16 protein-coding genes are annotated in these 17,924 nt (G+C 63.2%); 13 read left to right on the forward strand and 3 right to left on the reverse strand.

The window, feature by feature from the left end; translation table 11 throughout:
* Nucleotides 1–33 precede the first annotated feature (33 nt).
* The 9 genes from MTP16_RS20480 (at nt 34) to MTP16_RS20520 (ending at nt 8,533) form a co-directional block, all read left to right on the forward strand.
* Nucleotides 34–1,482 (forward strand): diadenylate cyclase, encoded by a 1,449-nt coding sequence (locus MTP16_RS20480; RefSeq protein ID WP_243513236.1) that lies wholly within the window; start codon nt 34–36, stop codon nt 1,480–1,482.
* On the forward strand, nt 1,482–2,384 hold the full coding sequence (locus MTP16_RS20485) for a class I SAM-dependent methyltransferase (protein ID WP_243513237.1): 903 nt from the start codon (nt 1,482–1,484) through the stop codon (nt 2,382–2,384). Before MTP16_RS20480 ends, MTP16_RS20485 begins: the two co-directional genes overlap by 1 nt.
* Nucleotides 2,385–2,433: 49 nt before the next feature.
* Entirely contained in the window at nt 2,434–2,871 is a 438-nt protein-coding gene (locus MTP16_RS20490; RefSeq protein ID WP_243513238.1) for a hypothetical protein, read from the forward strand.
* A 12-nt stretch (nt 2,872–2,883) separates the two neighbouring features.
* Nucleotides 2,884–3,564 (forward strand): SCO family protein, encoded by a 681-nt coding sequence (locus tag MTP16_RS20495; RefSeq protein WP_243513239.1) that lies wholly within the window; start codon nt 2,884–2,886, stop codon nt 3,562–3,564.
* A gap of 88 nt (nt 3,565–3,652) precedes the next feature.
* Complete coding sequence (locus MTP16_RS20500; protein WP_243513240.1) at nt 3,653–4,045, forward strand: c-type cytochrome; 393 nt, start codon at nt 3,653–3,655, stop codon at nt 4,043–4,045.
* 221 nt (nt 4,046–4,266) lie between these two features.
* The gene (locus tag MTP16_RS20505) at nt 4,267–5,208 is read left to right on the forward strand and encodes an enhanced serine sensitivity protein SseB C-terminal domain-containing protein (RefSeq protein ID WP_243513241.1); all 942 of its coding nucleotides are present in this window, start codon (nt 4,267–4,269) and stop codon (nt 5,206–5,208) included.
* A gap of 204 nt (nt 5,209–5,412) precedes the next feature.
* Nucleotides 5,413–6,771, forward strand: a complete 1,359-nt coding sequence (locus MTP16_RS20510; RefSeq protein WP_243513242.1) for a M20/M25/M40 family metallo-hydrolase — start codon at nt 5,413–5,415, stop codon at nt 6,769–6,771.
* Between the two features lie 62 nt (nt 6,772–6,833).
* On the forward strand, nt 6,834–7,679 hold the full coding sequence (locus tag MTP16_RS20515) for a hypothetical protein (RefSeq protein ID WP_243513244.1): 846 nt from the start codon (nt 6,834–6,836) through the stop codon (nt 7,677–7,679).
* Between the two features lie 83 nt (nt 7,680–7,762).
* A complete protein-coding gene (locus MTP16_RS20520) occupies nt 7,763–8,533 on the forward strand; it encodes a slipin family protein (protein ID WP_243513246.1) in 771 nt (256 codons plus the stop codon).
* Between the two features lie 95 nt (nt 8,534–8,628).
* Here the strand turns inward: MTP16_RS20520 and MTP16_RS20525 are convergent, their stop codons facing one another.
* A complete protein-coding gene (locus MTP16_RS20525; RefSeq protein WP_243513248.1) occupies nt 8,629–9,486 on the reverse strand; it encodes a DUF2911 domain-containing protein in 858 nt (285 codons plus the stop codon).
* A gap of 128 nt (nt 9,487–9,614) precedes the next feature.
* On the opposite strand from MTP16_RS20525, the gene MTP16_RS20530 reads away from it, so the two are divergent.
* From MTP16_RS20530 to MTP16_RS20540, 3 genes are all read left to right on the forward strand, one after another.
* Nucleotides 9,615–11,120, forward strand: a complete 1,506-nt coding sequence (locus MTP16_RS20530) for an SDR family oxidoreductase (RefSeq protein ID WP_243513250.1) — start codon at nt 9,615–9,617, stop codon at nt 11,118–11,120.
* A gap of 176 nt (nt 11,121–11,296) precedes the next feature.
* Nucleotides 11,297–13,171: a prolipoprotein diacylglyceryl transferase family protein gene (locus MTP16_RS25935; RefSeq protein WP_262922647.1), complete on the forward strand. Its 1,875-nt coding sequence runs from the start codon at nt 11,297–11,299 to the stop codon at nt 13,169–13,171.
* A 56-nt stretch (nt 13,172–13,227) separates the two neighbouring features.
* Nucleotides 13,228–13,920 (forward strand): hypothetical protein, encoded by a 693-nt coding sequence (locus MTP16_RS20540; RefSeq protein ID WP_243513252.1) that lies wholly within the window; start codon nt 13,228–13,230, stop codon nt 13,918–13,920.
* Nucleotides 13,921–13,923: 3 nt separating this feature from the next.
* Here MTP16_RS20540 and MTP16_RS20545 read toward each other — a convergent pair whose 3' ends face one another.
* On the reverse strand, nt 13,924–16,509 hold the full coding sequence (locus MTP16_RS20545; protein WP_243513254.1) for a type IA DNA topoisomerase: 2,586 nt from the start codon (nt 16,507–16,509) through the stop codon (nt 13,924–13,926).
* 102 nt (nt 16,510–16,611) lie between these two features.
* Nucleotides 16,612–17,241 carry a hypothetical protein gene (locus MTP16_RS20550; RefSeq protein ID WP_243513256.1) on the reverse strand — a complete coding sequence of 210 codons (630 nt, stop codon included), beginning with the start codon at nt 17,239–17,241 and terminating at the stop codon, nt 16,612–16,614.
* A 175-nt stretch (nt 17,242–17,416) separates the two neighbouring features.
* On the opposite strand from MTP16_RS20550, the gene MTP16_RS20555 reads away from it, so the two are divergent.
* On the forward strand, nt 17,417–17,836 hold the full coding sequence (locus MTP16_RS20555; RefSeq protein WP_243513258.1) for a secondary thiamine-phosphate synthase enzyme YjbQ: 420 nt from the start codon (nt 17,417–17,419) through the stop codon (nt 17,834–17,836).
* The last annotated feature ends 88 nt before the right edge of the window (nt 17,837–17,924 follow it).

The following is a 17,924-nucleotide window of genomic DNA, read 5'->3' on the forward strand; positions in this document are numbered from 1 at the left end:
CCGCGACGTGGCCCGGCCGTCTTGAATCTGCCCATGTGGGAACACCAAAGTTTGTTTCGCGTTTCGGCCCAACTCTTTGCGGAGGGGGTATTTAACCTGCTCGACCGCAACCTGCGGCCCGAGGTTTTCCTTCTGGGCTTTGCTTCCGCCAAAGAAGCCGACGAGCCCGAAGCCGTGGTGGTGGAGCCCCCCACGGCGCGCTACGTGCCGGCCGATTTTCGGGAGGTAAAAAACAACGCCGCCGCCCTCGAGGCCGACACCGGACCGCAGGGCTCGGTGTACCACCTGCACCCCAACGACCACGACCGGTTTGAGAAGCAGCACTGGTACGAGCTGGTGTGCCGCGCCACCGAAACCACGCTCAACGCCATCACAACCGAGCGCCATGAAAACCGCCGCTCCTTCTGCTCGGTGCCGGTGAGTTTGCAGGGCTACCTCGTGACGGTGGTGCTGCAGCTCTCGGCCGACTGCTACGACGGCTACTACGCGCTGCCCAAGCCCGGCAGCGGCCGCCCCGCCAACCTGCCCCACGCCGCGGTGATGGAGTTTCTGCACGACTGCGGCCGCGCCCTGCGCGAGGCCGACACCGCCGACAACGACCAGCCCGTGCTCGACCGCGACTACAACGAGCTGCTGCGCTCGGCCGGGCGCCGGTTGATGCTGCGCGTGGCGCCGGCCGGCACCCACGGCCTGTACGACGCCTGCAACGGCGTAGCTGCCCTGCGCCACGAGGGCGACGAAGGCATTGGTACCATGCTGATTAGCCGGCGCCTGCACCCGGCCATCGTGCCCGTGCTCACGCTCGAAACGCCCGTGCCCATGCGCGACCACCGCTCCATTCGCAAGCTGCTGGAGCTGAGCGAGGGCCACACGGCCCTGATTTCGGACGCCTCGCACGTGTTTGGCCTGGGCCAGCTGGTGCCGCAGTCCGACTCGCAGTTTGAGCCGCTGGTGACGGTGCATTTCACCAACCACTACAGCTGGGAAATGAGCCACGCCGGCCAGGTGCTGATGCGCGTGGTGAGCAACACGCCGCGCCTGCCCCAGGGCCGCGTGGCGGCCGAGAACTTCGCCCGCGTGGTGCGCATCGTGTTTCCCAACCTTGATGTGGACAGCACCGACTACCTCTGGGACCTGGCCCAGAAAGCCACCACCCAGCCCAACGGCACCATCCTCGTCATCACCACCGGGGCGGCGCAGGAGGCCCAGCGCCTGGCGCGGCAGTGCTTCCGGGTGGTGCCGCGCATCATGACGCCCTCGGTGCTGCGCCTCGTCACCAACATCGACGGGGCGGTGCTCATCGAGCCCAACGGCATGTGCCACGCCATCGGTGCCATCCTCGACGGCCTGGCCACCGAGAAGGGTGATTCCTCGCGCGGCTCGCGCTACAATTCAGCCCTGCGCTACGCCCACAGCAGCAAATACCCCGTGCTGGCCGTGGTGGTGAGCGAAGACGGCTGGATTGACTTGCTGCCCAGTTGATGCCGGCAGCAGAAATTGCCACCGAATTGGTTAGGCTGGAGCAAAACCCAGCCATCCGCGAGGAGCTGAATTTTGCGGCCCGGGCCGATGCGCTGGATTATCTGGAATTTCACCTCATCGACCGGCTGGCGAGCTTGGGTACCGACATTGGTCCGGCGGCCGGCGTTGGGCTACTTCAGCAAAGAGCGGAGCGCCTGCAGCAGCAATTAGAAGCTATTGATGCGGCGCTGTTTCAGCGTCTCCGGGTCGAAATCCGGGCCGGGTACCACCGGGGCGCAGCTTTCCGGGCGCTAGCGGAGCAATGCGTGGGCTTTCCCATAGCAAGCCGCCGGTTGCATGCCCCAGCGGCGGGGTACGATGTGCTGGATGAGTTCACCAATGGCCTGTTTCAGCTGCGGGCGCTGCCGCTAGAAACGACGGCCCGGGAACCGGAAATGGTGCACTACCAGAAAACGCCGACGCGCATCGTTTTTGAGCTCGTTGAACAGGCCGCCTTTGCTAAAGAAGACGTTTTCGTGGATGTGGGCGCGGGTCTGGGGCACGTACCGCTGCTGCTGAGCCTGCTGAGCGGCGTAAGGGCCCGGGGCATTGAGCTGGAACCGGCCTACGTGGCAATAGCGGCCGGGTGGGCTGCTGATTTAGGGCTGTCGCGGGTTACATTCAAGCAAGCCGATGCCCGCTGGGCCAACTATTCCGAGGGCACTGTTTTCTTCCTGTACACGCCTTTTGGGGGCCGCATGATGGCGGAGGTCATGGAGCGGCTGCGGGCCGAATCACAGCGCCGCCGCATCACGCTGTTCACTTACGGGCCCTGCACGCTGGAGGTAGCCCGGCAGCCCTGGCTGCAAGGCGTCGGGGCTGGGGAAATGAATGCCGACCGGCTGGCGCAATTCAAAAGTTGAACGCGCCGACTGCCGGGGTTGTGCTCGCCTTGAGCCGTACCTTTGGGGCGTGAAAACCTTCTGTAAAATCTCACTGCTGGCCACGCTGGCCGCCTGCACCTCGCCCAACAAGCCGGTTTCGGAAAACGGCGGCCCCTCGCCGGCCAGCGCCGCCGAAATAGCCCTCATGAGCAAGCACGATTCGTTGATGGCCCAAACCGACCAGCTCATGAGCCTAAAAGGCAAGCTTTCGGGCTACCACACCGAGGCCGCCGCGCCCTACATCCACGGCCTGCAGGCCGCCGATGCGGCCATGATGGGCTGGATGCATCAATACAAGGCCCCTGATAGCACGGCCACGGCCGAGGCCCGCTTGGCGTATTTCCAACAGCAGCAGGAAAAGCTCAAAGCTGTGCAGGGCCGGTTCCGCTCGTCGCTCGACTCGGCCAACCGCTTCATGAAGCAATACCCGCCCGCTGGCGAGGTGGCGCCCACTTCCTCTAAATAACCCTCGGTTAGCATGTTATTGAATCGCCTTTTGCTCCTGGCCGGGCTGGCCACCACGCTGGCCGCGCCGGCCTGCACCGAAAAACCCAAAGAAGCGGCCCGCCTACCCATCCTGGGCGAGCGCGACGTGGTGCCGCGCGCCGACGGCGGCCCGGCCGACACCGTGTACCAGACCGTGCCTGCCTTTCAGCTCACCAACCAGGCCGGGCAGCCGGTCACGAACCAGACCTTCGCGGGCCGCGCCTACGTCACCGATTTCTTTTTCGCCACCTGCCCTGGCATCTGCCCCAAGCTGCAAGGCAGCCTGCTGAAGGTGTACCAGCCGCTGGCCGCCGACCCGCGCATCGGCTTCCTGTCCATCACCATCGACCCGCAGCACGACAGCACCGCTGTGCTGAAAGACTACGCCGAGCGCCTCGGCGTGCGCACCGCCGACCGCTGGCACTTCGCCAGCCTCGGCGACCGCGCCAAGACCTTTGAACTGGCTAACCACCTGCTCACCGGCGTAATGCCCGACAGCCAGGCCCCCGGCGGCTTGGCCCACAACGGCGTGCTGGCTTTGGTGGACGACCGGGGGTACATCCGCGGCGCCTACGATGGCCTGAATGCGGAGCAAGTAGCTAACCTGCAGCGCGATATTCCGGTGCTACTGGCCGAGATTGAGGGACGGAAGAAGGGCGTGGCCAAGCAGTAGCTTTAGCGCATTGAAACATAAGTAGCACGTCATGCTGAGCGCAGCCCAAGCATGACGTGCTTTGTTTTATCACCCCCTTCAACAACCCATGCCCCGCCCTTACGCTCTCGCCCTGCTGGCCTTGCTGGCCCTGCCCGGCTGCTTCAGCAACAACCGCCACCAGGGGCAGCGCCTCTACGCGCAGCACTGCGCCTCCTGCCACGGCGACCAGGGCCAGGGCCTGGCCCGCCTGATTCCGCCGCTGGCCGGCTCCGACTACCTCGCCACCCACCGCGCCGAGCTGCCCTGCCTGCTGCGCCACGGCCAGAACGAGGTGATTGTGGTGAACGGCGTGGGCTACCACAACATCATGCCCGGCAATAAGGCCTTAAGCCCTGCTCAGCTTACCAACCTGCTGAACTACGTGGAAAGCCACTGGGGCAACGAAGCCGCCCCCCGGACCATCAGCGACGTGCAGGCGCAACTGGACAAGTGCCCGTGAGGGGTTATCAATCAACGTCATGCCGAACGCAGCCGAGGCATCTCGCGTGTAGCAGTAACTCTTTTCGATTGGATTACGACTGCACGCAAGATGCCTCGGCTGCGCTCGGCATGGCCGTTCTCCTACTTTTCATTCGTCTTATTCCGCCCACATTTTACCCGCCCAAAACCCGTTTTTCGGCGTAGATTGCGCTTCCAATTCACCCGCTTGCATATCCAGTTATGGGCCTGTTAGACTTCCTGAAAAATAAACCCGCCGAAACCCCGGCCACCTCCACTCCTGCCACCCCCAACGCCGCGCCCGGCGCCGCCCCGGCCGACAAGCCCGCTGGCGGACCCCGCTATCAGGGCTCCAAGTACGTGGCACCGCCTGAGCCGGCCGCACCCGCCCCGCCCGTGTACCAGATTCCGGAGCCGCAGCCCCTGCCTTTCGAGCCCGAAAACGTGCTGGAGCAGCTTCTGCTGCTGGCCGCCACCGATGAGCAGGCCCGCCCGGCCTTCTACCAGGCCCTGTTGCAGGAAGAAATCCTGATGATTCTGGCCCCGATGGAGGGCATTGAGCCCGGCGAGGTAACGCTCAGCGAAGGCCAGGAAATCCAGCTGCAGGTACTCAACGATGGCAAGCTGCCCATCTTCAGCTCAGTGGCGCGCCTCACCGACGGCGGCATCGACAACGGCCCGGTGCCTTACGTACGCATCCCCGGCCACGCTTTTTTCCAAATGATTCAGGGCCAGGACTGCGTGCTAAACCCCTTCTCGCCCGCCGGCAAGCTCCTGCCCAAAGACGAGTTGGCAGCCCTGCTCAACGGCCAGCTTACCGGCCCGCTCTCGCCCGAGGGCGGCGACGCCCAGGTGCTGCTCAGCCAGCCCGCCGAGTACCCCCAGGCCATTGCCGACGGCGTGGCCGCCTGGGCGGCCACCCAGCCCCACATCGAAGCCGCCTACCTGGCCCAGATGCAACTGGCCAACAACCCCGACGTGCCGCGCCTGCTGCTGGCCTTCATCAGCAACAACCCCGACCCGAGCTTCATGCAGGAGCTGGGCCCCGTGCTCGAAGGCAAAACCAATGTGTACCAGTTCATTGACTTAATGCTGCTGGACATGAATTCGGAAGAAGGCGTGAACCCCTATTTCCGCACCATTGAGCCGTTTTATCAGAAATAAGTAGAAAATCAAACTCCCCTCCTTGCCCAGGAGGGGATGTTTTCGCGCCAGCGAAAACGGGGGTGGTTGTGGCGTGCGCGCCGGCCGGACATTTTCCGCCGAATGCTGCAGACGTCTACAACCACCCCCGTTTGGCTTTCAGCCAAACATCCCCTCTTTGGCAAGGAGGGGAGTTTTCGTTCCATATCTCCCTACCTTCCCTCCATGAAACTCGCCGCCGTCCTCCTGGCCCTCGCGCCCTTCGCCGCCTTCGCTCAAAAGCCTGCCCCGCTCCTGCCGCCCGCCGACCCGGCCATTCAAAAGCTGGTGGATGAGATTTCGGCCAAAAACCTGGAGGCCGACATCCGCAAGCTGGTTTCCTTTGGCACCCGGCACACCCTTAGTGACACGCAGAGCCCCACGCGCGGCATCGGCGCGGCCCGTAACTGGGTGCGCGACGAATTCCTGAAATACAGCAAGGCGGGCGGCGGGCGCATGACCGTGGAAATGGACACCTTCACGGTGAAGCCCGACGGCCGCCGCATCAACCGGCCCGTGCTCATGGCCAACGTGCTGGCTACTCTGCCCGGCACCGACCCGACGGACACCCGCGTCATCCTGGTGAGCGGGCACATCGACTCGCGCGTGACCGACGTGATGAACGCCACCGCCGACGCGCCCGGCGCCAACGACGACGGCTCCGGCACCGTGCTGGTGATGGAGCTGGCCCGCGTGCTGGCTGGCCAGAAGTTTCCGTGCACCCTCAAGTTTGTGGCCGTGCAGGGCGAAGAGCAGGGCCTCTACGGCTCGGGCCACCTGGCCGAGCGTGCCAAGAAAGAAGGCTGGAATTTAATTGCGATGCTCAACAACGACATCGTGGGCAACTCCCACGGCTTCGACCCCGAAATCAGCGACGCCACGCAGGTGCGCGTGTTCAGTGAGGGTGTGCCAGCCAACGAGACGCCTGAGCAGGCCAAAGTACGCCGCCAGCTCAGCTCCGAGAATGACGCGCCCAGCCGCCAGCTGGCCCGCTTTATTCAGCGCGCGGCCCAGCTTTACGGCCGCGGCCACAAAGCCACCCTGGAGTACCGCCCCGACCGGTTCCTGCGCGGCGGCGACCACACGCCCTTCAATCAGCAGGGTTTCGCAGCCGTCCGCTTCACCGAGATGAACGAGGATTTCACCCACCAGCACCAAGACCTGCGCACCGAAAAAGGCCGCGCCTACGGTGACCTGCCCGAAGGTGTGGACTACGCCTACCTGCGCCGCAACGCGGGCGTCAACCTCGCCACCATGGTGGCCCTGGCCAAAGCCCCGGCCGCGCCCGCCAAGGTCGAAGTCCTCACCGCCAACCTCACCAACCGTACCGAGTTGCGCTGGCAGGCGCCCGCCGCCGGCCCCAGGCCCAGCGGCTACGTGGTGCTGGTGCGCGAAACCAGCGCGCCGCAGTGGCAGCAGCGCTTCCCGGTGGCGGGCCTCACGGCCGACCTGCCCATTAGCAAGGACAACTTCATATTCGGCGTGGCAAGTATTGATGCGGCCGGGCACGAGAGCGTAGCCGTGCTGCCGGTGGTGGGGCGGTAGGCGACAACGCTCTCTGCCTTGATGTTTGAAGCAGGTTTCACGCTGCTAAATCAACGCATATTATGAAGCCGCGCTTTGCACGAGCCATCGTTCTCCTTTGCCTGCTCTATTGCAGGGCCGCTCTGGCGCGGGTCGAGGCGCAGTGCAGCACGAGTCCCTGGATAACTGTGTGGCCGGACCTGGAAACCAAGCTGATTCAGCCGCGGCAGGTGTTTCTGTTTTCCGGCAGCTACTCTGGGGGCAAGTATTCGCTGGAAAAAATGCTGCCGCAGTTCGGCACTGCCATCCGCGCCACCCTTTGGTCGGCCCACGATTCGGTGGACCTGCTGGTGCTCGGACATTTTGAGTACACGGGCACCGATGCCTGGGACGCGCATTCGCAACTGCTGTTGCAGCCGAGCCGCCCCCTGCTGCCCGACAGTGTGTACGAGCTGCGGGTGGCCCGCGCCGACGAGAACCTGTACTTTCTGTTTCGCAACGGCCAACCCAAGCCCGGCCAGCGGCGCGCCACGGCCTACCGCTGGCAAGTGAGCGCCGTGCCCGACGAGCAGGCCCCCGCGTGGGTTGCCACGCCAACCGTGCAACAAGCGAAATATGAAGCCAACAGCGAGGGAATCGAAAACTACGTGATGTTTTCCTATCCGCTGCGCGACGCATCGCCCTGCCTGTTGCGGGCCACGGTACGCCACGTTTCGAGCCGGTTGGAGTCCCGGTTCATGCTGCAGACCTGGCACGACCGGCTGCCCATCGGCTGGTTCACCTGCGGCGGCAACGTGCGCCTAAAGTCGGAAGAGGCTTACACCGTTTCCTTCGAGGCCATCGACGCAGCGGGCAATCGGGCCGTTGCCACCGGCACCCCCATCCCCTTCCGAGCGCCCATAAAAGTGGCGTGCTGCTGGGGTAATTAATTTTTCAGGCCAAAGCCGGCCCGTTGTAATGCCGGCTTTGCCTGACCGATATATCCCCAAATTCTCACCAACTCCAACCCATCATGTCACTGCTCGCCATTGTTCTCCTGATTGTTGCCTTGCTTCTTTCCGGCATCCGCGTGGCGCAGGAATACGAGCGGGCCATTGTGTTTCGGCTAGGCCGGTTTGTAGGCACGCGCGGGCCGGGGCTGTACTGGATAATTCCTTTTTTCGAGCGCCAGCAAACCATCGATATTCGCACCAAAACCGTGGATTTGGAACAGCAGGAAACCATCACCAAGGACAGCGTGACCATCAAGGTGAACGCCGTGCTGTGGTTTCGGGTCACGAACCCGGCCGATGCCATCATCAAGGTGGCCAATTTCAACCAGGCGGTTTACCAGCTGTCGGTCACGGCCTTGCGCAACATCATTGGGCAGCACCAGCTGGATGAGATGTTGCGCGAGCGCCAGCAAATCAACGCCGCGCTGCTGCAAATCGTGGACGCCGCCACCGAGAACTGGGGCGTGAGCGTGGAGCTAGTCGAAATCAAGGACGTGGAAATTCCGGAATCCATGCAGCGGGCCATGGCGCGCGAGGCCGAAGCCGTGCGTGAGAAGCGCGCCCGCATCATCAAGGCCGAAGCCGAGTTGGAGGCCTCCATCAAGCTCACGCAGGGCGCCAAGCAGATGGAAGAAAGTCCAATTGCGCTGGAGCTACGCCGCATGCAGATGCTCTCCGAAATCGGCATCGACAACAACACGACGACGGTGGTGCTCATCCCGTCTGAGTTTACCAACGCCGCCAAGAGCTTCACGCAGATGGTGGAGAAACACGACAACCCGGGCGAGTAACCAAGTTGTAGAAATTAAAAACGCCTGTCATCCTGTGCTGCGCTCAGGATGACAGGCGTTTTATTTCAGAAGAAGTTCAACCGACGGCAAACAGCTTATTTCTTCGCGCCGGCCGCGGCCAGCACCTCTTGGTTCAGGCGCGTGTATTCGGCTTTGGAAACTTCGTTTTTATCGGTCTGCACGAGCTCCAGCGACTTGTTGGCGGCTTCGATGGCTTCTTTGTTCTTGCCTTGTTTCTGCAGCAGCTTGGCCTTCCAGTAGTAGCCGTAGTAGCTGGGGCTGGCCTTAATGGCTTCCTCAACCCAGCCCAGCGCGGGCGTGAGGTCTTTGCCGGTGTTGAAATAATATTGCGCGGCCGTGATGTAGGGCTTCTTTTCGCCCTTCATGGCGGCCTCAATCTGGCCCATCACAATGCGGTCGGGGTCGGCGGTGAGGGGCAGCGCCACTTGGGTGCGGTCCCAGGTCACGACGAGGTCGGCGGCGTTGGGGCGCAGGTTTTCCACGGTGAGCGACATGGTTTCGACGGGGGCAGAAAGCTTGCTCGGTTTGGCTTTCACACGCAATACATCGAGGGCCTGCTTGTATTCATAGGTGCCCCACTGGGCTGTGTCGCGGTTCAGGATAAAGGTCCATTCTTTCGCGTCGGGGATGGTGAGCAGGGCGTAGGCGCCGGCCGGCACCGTTTGGCCGTTGATTTTTACCTCCTCGCCGAACCGCACCTTGGTAATGGTGTTGGCGCCGGTGCGCCACACCGTGCCGTTGGGCACGAGGCTGCCAAACGCCGTGCGCCCCCGCAGCGACGGCCGCGAATACGTGAGGTCGATGTAGGAGGTGGAAAAGCGCTGCTGGATGTGCGTGGTGGGGCTCAGGGGCGGGATGCTGAGCTTGGTTTGGGCCTGGGCGGCCGTGGCCAGCAGCAGGCCACTGGTGAGCATGGCTATAAAGTGTTTCATGTTGCTAAGGATGGAGCATTGCCTTGAAAGTTGCGAAGGCCCTCGTCATTTTTCTCGCGGGCCCCGAACAACTCGGCGGGCGCGCCGTTCAGCTGAAGCAGGTTACTTACCTACTCTGAATCAGCTGCATGAAAATTCTGCTCACCGGCGCCACCGGCTACATTGGCCAGCGCCTGCTCCCTTTGCTGGCCGCCGACCACGAGGTGGTGTGTCTGGTGCGCGACGCCCGCCGGTTCGCCCTCGCCGACCTGCTGCCCGAGGCCCTGCAAAGCCGCGTCACGGTGGCCCAGGGCGACCTGCTCAAGCCCGACTCGCTGGCCGAAGTGCCCACCGACATCGACGCGGCCTACTACCTGGTGCACTCAATGAGCGGCGGCAGCGCCAACTTCTTTCAGCTGGAGCAGCAGTCGGCCCACAACTTCACCAAGTTTCTGGATACCACCACGGCCCGGCAGGTCATCTACCTTTCCGGTATTGCCAACGACGAGGGCCTGAGCAAGCACCTGCGTTCGCGCCGCGCCGTGGAAACGGTGCTGGGCGAAGCTCAAAAAGCAAAGCTGACGGTGCTACGGGCCAGCATCATCATCGGCTCGGGGTCGGCCTCGTTTGAAATCATCCGGGATTTGGTGGAAAAGCTGCCCGTGATGGTGACGCCGCGCTGGCTGAACTCGCGCTGCCAACCCATTGGCATTCGAGATATTATGTTTTACCTCACGGCCGTGCTCGACAACGAAGCCTGTTTCGGCCGCGCCTTCGACGTGGGCGGACCCGACGTGTTGACTTACCGCGAGATGCTGCTGGGCCTGGCCGCCGAGCGCGGCTACCGGCGCTGGATAGTGACGGTGCCTGTGCTCACGCCGCGGCTGTCGTCGTGGTGGCTGTACCTGGTCACGAGCACCACGTTTTCGCTGGCCCAAAGCCTGGTCGAAAGCCTGAAAAACGACACCGTATGCGACCCCGCCAAGAGCATCAGTCGGGTCATTCCGCATACGCCCATGAGCTACCGCGCGGCGCTGGCCCTGGCCTTTCAACGCATTGAGCAAAACGAAGTGGTGAGCAGCTGGAGCGATGCCGTGAGCAGCGGCACCCTGCGCCAGAACTACATGGACGCCATCCAAATCCCGAAAAACGGCATGTTCTTCGACCGCCAGTTTGTGCCCTTCGCGCGGCCCGTGGCCGAGGTGCTGGACAACATCTGGCGCATCGGCGGCGACCGGGGCTGGTACAAAACCGACTGGCTCTGGCAGATTCGGGGCCTGATGGACAAGGCCGTGGGCGGGCCGGGCCTGCGCCGGGGCCGCCGCTCTCCCTCGCGCCTGCGCGCCGGCGACCCGCTCGATTTCTGGCGCGTGCTGGTGGCCGACAAGCCCGGCCGCCGCCTGCTGCTCTACGCCGAAATGAAACTGCCCGGCGAGGCCTGGCTGCAGTTCCGCATCGTGGACCAGCCCGACGGCACCCACGCCCTGGAGCAGCTGGCTGCCTACCGCCCGCGCGGCCTGGCCGGGCGGCTGTATTGGTACTCGGTGCTGCCCTTCCACGGCATCATTTTCAAAGGAATGTCCCGGAACATTGTCGCGTACCAAGAGTCGGCGGTTCGTCCATCAGCCACGGCGCAGCCGGTCAAATCATCATAATTCGCGTGGGGGCAAAGTCTGAATATTTCAACATTATCGATTGAATATCAAGACTATATATGGCTTTGCATTCAATAGCAAAGTCTAATAATTACATAAATCGGTTTGTGTCTCTCTGTAGTAAGAGGATAGGTTTAGGGGTCGCTATCCACAGCGGCACTCAATCTGCCCTTTCTATGCACATACCTTACACGCCGGGCCACGATTACTACACGCCATTTTACCTGCTGGCCACGCTCACCAACGTGCTGCTGCTACTATGGGAAGGCTGGCGGCGGGGCTTCCCCTTGCGCCCCTGGCTGACGTTGGTAGCGGCCAGTAGCCTGGCGCTGATTTTGGGCAGCAAGCTCATCACCCACCCCGTGGGTGAGTGGGCGGCCGTGCTCTTCACCAACGCGCCCGCCGATACGGCACGCTCCATTCTGGGCGGCGGGCTGGCGGCGGGGCTTACGGTGGTAGCCTTGCGCCGGTGGCTGGGCCTGAGCTGGGCGGTGCTCGATGCCCTGGCCCTGCCCCTGTGCGCGGCCCTGATGGTGCAGTGCGTGGGCTGTGTGCTCACGGGCTGCTGCTTTGGGGTGACTACCACGGGATGGGGCCTCACCTACGCAGCGGACACGTTGCCGTGGGCGGCACAGGTGCTGCGCGGCGCCCTGCTCGCCCACGCCGCCCACAGCCTGCCGGTGGTGCCCACGCAGCTGTGGGCGCTGGCATTGTGCGCGGCCGTGGGCGGCGTGCTGCTGGCCACCCGGAAGCGGCGCTGGCCAGTGGGCTCCTGGTTGCTGTTGCAAACCGGGCTGCTGCTGCTGGGGCGCTTTGGCCTCTCGTTCTGGCGCGATGCGGTGGGGGAGCCGCTGGCGGGCACCGTGCATAGTGTCCTGGGTGGGCAGTGGCTGGGGCTGCAGTTTTTGCTGCTGCCGGCGGGGCTGCTGGCGCTGGGGCTGTGGTTGTGGCGGGTTCGGCGGAGAATGGCAGTTGAGGACGCCGTTGTTGCTACCAGCGGCCAGGGGCGGCGGCTCTGGGTGGTGGCGGGCTTGCTGGGCAGCACGGCGCTGCTGGGGCCGGCGGCGCTCACGCTGCCCGAAGTGCTGGCGGTGAAGGGCTTGCTGCTGGTGGTGCTACTGGCGGAGGCGGGCGCGGCTCTGGTTTCGGCGGTCAACGCCAATGCGCGCGAGTGGCGCCTGGCCGGGCTGCCGCTCAGCGGAGGGCTCATCGTGCTTATCCTTGTCACGACGGCCCAGACACCCGCACCCGAGCAGGCGCCGCTCCCGGGCCAAGGCCCCACCCGCACCCTGACCGTGACGGGCGGCGTGCTGGGCAACCAACACGAAGCCTACGAGCGAATTCAGCTTAATAACACCGGCTGCAGCGGGAGCCAGCAACTGGCCCTGCAACAGCAGGTAGCGGCGGCGGGCGGCGAGGTCGCGTTTGAAACGTCGGGCCTGACCAATGCCTTTGGCCAGCCCATCGACAAAACCACTACCTGGGGCGGCGGCCTGTGGGTGGGTCGGCAGCGCATCGACGCCCAGCCCCTACCCGGCCAATCCGGCAGCTATGCGGGCATCACCGACCGGGACACCACCTTCCGCCCCACCCTGGTCGATGTGCACGTTTACAAGCAGATTCACCGCGAAAGAGGCTGGCGCAGCTTCGACGTGCGCCTCGGTCTGCACCTGGGCCAACTCGGCTACTTCAGTTACTTCGGCGACGGCGAATCGCGCGAAAGCACCCTACTCATGCCCGAGGTGATGGTGCGCCTGGGCCATCCGGACCTCCTGTTTGGCCAGGCCGACTTTTGCTACGGGGCCGAGAACGTGCTGGGGGCTTACACCTCGCGCCTGGGGGTGGGCTCGGGCCTGGGCATGCGCAACGGGCCGCAGCTGCTGGTGGGCTACGCGCACTCGCCGCACTACCCCACCCCCAGCATGGGCTTTGCCAGCGCCCTGCTGCGCCTGCCCAGCCACCCCAGCCTCAGCCTGGAGCCCTACGTAGCCACCGATTTCGGCCGGCACAACAGCGTCAGCCTGAAGCTGAACTACCGCATTGGGCGCTAGATGCCTCCCGCGCAATCAACTTTTCATACCAATGCCTCATAAGCCCTTCCCGCGTCATGAAATTATTGGTGCTTTTTATTCTGTCAGTTGTGGCAATGGGTCTGACAGCCTGCCAACTCTTTCAAGAGCCCACAACCACCACCGTGTCCGGCACTATTCGCAATAAATATACCCAACAGCCCCTGGCGGGAGTACCGATACGGGTTCGCCTTTGGCACTACGGCCTGGGAATGTCCTGGACCGATTCCATAGCCAGAACGCGCTCTGATGCGGCCGGGCACTACAGTGTCACATTCGATGCCACGGCCCGGAGCGGGACGTATCGCGTGGATTTTAAAGAGGCCCGTTACTTATGGGATTTAACCGACTACCGGGGCTTTGACAGTCACTCGTTTTTAGACGGCGCTTCATTTCCAGCAAAACAAGCCACTCAGGTTGATTTTGACGCCACTCCCTTCGTGCCGGTGCGCATTATCGTGGAAGCCGATAAGCAGGGCTCCTCCACGCTGACGGCTGATGCTTTTGCAAACGAGCAAGCCGGACAAAGCTATTTTCACCCCTTCACCTTGGTAGATACTGCCCGCACGATTTCCCGCGTCAGTGCTAACCGGGTTGCTTATTTCGTCCCTAACTGGCAGTATGATTTGGTGGTGTGGCGGTCGCCGGTTCCGCCGGCAAGCTTTGGTACTTGGGTACGGTTCAATCGGTTCGTAGGATATAACGACACCACTGTCATCCGCCTCCACTAGCCGCTACCCAAACACCGGCACCACGCGCCCGTCTTCCACCTTCAGCGCGGCGTCGTACTTCTTGCCGGTTTTGGCCGAGATGAAGCCCTTGATGACGCTGGTTTCGCCCTTGCGCAACAACTGTTTGAGCTGGGTTTCGGTGAGCTGCTTGCCGCCCCACTCGAAGGCCACCCGAAACTGGCAGTCTTCGCGGAAGCGCGAGCAGCCGTAGGCCGCCTTGCCCTTGAGCATGGTGCCCAGCTTGCACACCGGGCACGGAATCAGGCCCGAGTCGGGCGCGGCGCCCGGCTTGGGCTCGGCCACTTGCAGCAGCATGGGCTGGAAACTGGTATCGAGGCCAATGGCGGCGTCGAACTTCTGGCCGTCGGCCCCAACGAAGCCTTTCATCACGGGCGTGCGGCCTTTGGCCAGCAGGGCCTTCACCTGCGGGTCGCTCAGCTTTTTGCCGTGCACCTCGGCCGGCAGGCGAAAGGTGCAGCCCTCGCGGAAGCGCACGCAGCCAAAGGCCGTTTTGCCGCGCACCACATGGCCGGTTTTGCAGGCCGGGCAGTAGCCCAGGCCGTTGGCGCCGGGCAGCGTGGCCGGGCCGTGGGGCGTGGCGGGGCGGCCACCGGTCATGCCGGCTGGCACCTTGCTGCCGCCCGCCGCGGCCGAATTTTTCGCCTGCTGCACGGCCAGCTCGGCGCTGCCCGAGGTCACCATGCGGCCACGGCCATCGTTCTTCACCTCGGCCACCATCTCCTGCACCAGGCCCGACAACTCGCCCAAAAAGCCCTCCGACGACAGCTCGCCGCGCTCAATCTGGCGCAGCTTATGCTCCCACTGGCCCGTGAGTTCCGCCGATTTCAGGGTGGGGTTGCGGATAAGGCCAATGAGCTCCACGCCGGTGGGCGTGGGCACGATGCGCTTTTTCTCGCGCCGGATGTAGTTGCGCTTGAACAGTGTTTCGATGATGGCGGCGCGGGTGCTGGGGCGGCCGATACCGTTTTCCTTCATGGCCTGGCGCAGCTCCTCGTCGTCGATGTTGCGGCCGGCGGTTTCCATGCCGCGCAGCAGCGTGGCCTCGGTGTAGTCCTTGGGCGGCTGGGTCATCTTGCTTTCCAGGCGCGGCTCGTGCGGGCCGCTTTCGCCCTTCACGAAGTTGGGCAGCACCGTCGATACCGCGTCGTCATCAGCCTCGGCCGCCGCACCGGCGGCACCCGGGGCGGGTGCCGGTTTGGGGGCCGCCTGCTGGGTGGGGTCGCCGTACACCACGCGCCAGCCGGGGTTCAGAATCTGGCGACCGCGCACGCGGAACGGGCGCTCGGCGGCTTCGGCCAGCACGGTGGTGTTGCTCACCTCACAGTCGGGGTAGAAGGCGGCGATGAAGCGGCGCGCGATGATGTCGTACACGCTGGTTTCCATGCCGCCCCCGGGGCCGGCCGCGCCGGTCGGGATGATGGCGTGGTGGTCGGTGACTTTGTTGTTGTTGAAGACCTTGGGCGTCTTCGGAATCTTGGTGGCCAGCAGCGGCTTGGTCAGCGCGTCGTAGCCGATGCCGCGCAGAATGCCGGGGATTTTAGCATACTGGTCATCGGGCAGAAAGGTGGTGTCGACGCGCGGGTAGCTTACGGCCTTTTTCTCGTACAGCGCCTGAACGATTTTGAGCGTGTCCTCGGCTGACAAGCCCAACTGGTTGTTGCACTGCACTTGCAGCGAGGTCAAATCGAACAAGCGCGGCGGGGATTCGCGGCCTTTCTTAATCTCCACGTCCGTGACGCGCAGCGGGGCCGGGCGCACCGCTTCCAGCGCTTCTTTTGCTTCCTCCTCGGTCACGAAGTAGCCCAGGGCGCGCAGGCGGCTCTTGGTATCGGGCGCGGCGTCGGCATCTTTGGCCTTGTCGGGCGCGGCCATGTGGCTGAACAGGGTGCCGCGGTACTCGGTCTTCAGCACCCAATATGGCTCGGGCCGGAAGTTCTGAATTTCGTGCCAGCGCTCCACCAGCAGGGCCAGCGTGGGCGTTTGCACGCGGCCGATGCTCAGCAGCTGCTTGTCCTGGTAGGTGGTGTACTTGAGGGTGAAGAGGCGCGTGGCGTTGAGGCCCAGCAGCCAGTCGCCCACGGCGCGGCTTTTGCCGGCCTGATAGAGTGAGTCGAACTCCTTGGCGTCGCGCAGGTTGGCAAAGCCTTGGCGGATAGCCTCTTCCGTTAGCGAGGAAATCCAGAGACGCTTCACCGGCTTGCGGCACTTGGCCTCCTGCAGCACCCAGCGCTGAATCACCTCCCCTTCCTGCCCGGCGTCGCCGCAGTTGATGACTTCGGTGGCTTCGTCGACCAGCTTTTTAATGGTATTGAACTGGTTGACGACGCCCGCGTCGCGGCGCATGAGCTTGATGCCGAATTTGTCCGGAATCATGGGCAGGTTGTGCAGGCTCCAGCGCTTCCACTCGGGCTGGTAGTCGTCGGGCTCCTTAAGCTGGCAGAAGTGGCCGAAAGTCCAGGTCACCTGGTAGCCGTTGCCTTCCATGTAGCCGTCCATGCGGCGGGTGGCGCCCAGCACGTTGGCAATTTCACGGGCGACGCTGGGCTTCTCGGCAATGCAAACTATCACGGAATTCTCGGTTGATTTAGGGGCTGCGCCGACGGGTTTTCGGCGTGGAGAATCAACAAAAGTAACCGGAGAAAAGGTCGCTGTAACGCAGGGCGACTCTATTTACTTAGGCAGCTGGTATCGGTTTCGATAATAGAGCCCAATCATTATCCAAATCACGGCCAATCCTTTATAAATCCCAACTACATAATGCCCGGCGAGGGTAGCCATATCCTCGGAAACCAGCTTGCGATAACCGCCCTGAATAGCAATGCCTAGCGCAAACAACAAGGCCGCCAGTGTGACAATGGCCACCATATTGGGATTTTCAGTAAACGTTCGAAAGCCTTGGTACTCCACCAGCCAGACTATCGCTAAAATCAGGACGTCGGCAATGGTATAGCTCATCTGACTGGTCAGGCCATCAGCCAAGTTACCATTGAGCATCAGCGTGAGCACGAACATGAGTAGCAGTGGGCCTCGCGACACGGTGAACTCGCTCCGCTGGTCCAGAATAGTGTCCTTGCTTGTGCTGCCCAACAACTGTTCGCCAATGCTTTGAAAACGCCAGCGGCTGCGGGTAAGCTGATACCCCAACACCACCAAAAAAGCGCCCAATACTGCTACTACCGGAATCTCGATGGCAATAGGGCCGGCGGCTGCCACCACCGCTATTAGCACCACCGCAAGTAAAGAGGTTAAGAAGTAGTAATTGACGAGCAAGACAAAAACGTGGCTTAGGAACTTACGCATGCGGCAAAGTACCGAACAGGACCCGCAAACTTGGTTACGTGTGCCGTCCGGCTCTGCAATCGATATTCACCGCGATGCATCAGCCCCAAAGGCTGCGGCTTATAATGTTCGGCGGTGCACCAATTGTCGAGCAAGCCACGTGTATGCCATTCAAGCACTTTCTTCCGATTGCATTATGATATACCAAAAGCACTTCCAACTGCCGGCCCTGCGGCGCGGCTTCCACCTCATCACCGAACAGGTGCTGCGCGAGCTGCCGGAGCTGGCGCGCGTGCGGGCCGGCCTGCTGCACGTGTTTATTCAGCACACCTCGGCCAGCCTGTGCCTCAACGAGAACGCCGACCCCACGGTGCGGCACGACTTCGAGCAGTTCTTCCACCGCCTGGCGCCGGAGAATGCGCCCTATTTCCGCCACAACTCCGAAGGCTCCGATGACATGCCGGCCCACCTCAAAGCGGCGCTGTTGGGCAGCAGCGTCAGCATCCCGGTCGCGAACGGCCGGCTGGCGCTGGGCACCTGGCAGGGCATTTACCTAGGCGAGCACCGGGAGCACGGCGGCCGTCGCTCAATCATGCTCACGCTGATGGGTGACTAAAACGGGGGATGTGTGCTGCTACCGGGCCTGGATAGATGTTTCCAACGCTCATGGAAGCCGCTGCGATGCAAGGGCTTAAAGCCTTGGC

Origin of the sequence: Hymenobacter monticola (assembly GCF_022811645.1) — a bacterium.
In the GTDB taxonomy this organism is placed as follows: Bacteria; Bacteroidota; Bacteroidia; order Cytophagales; family Hymenobacteraceae; genus Hymenobacter; species Hymenobacter monticola.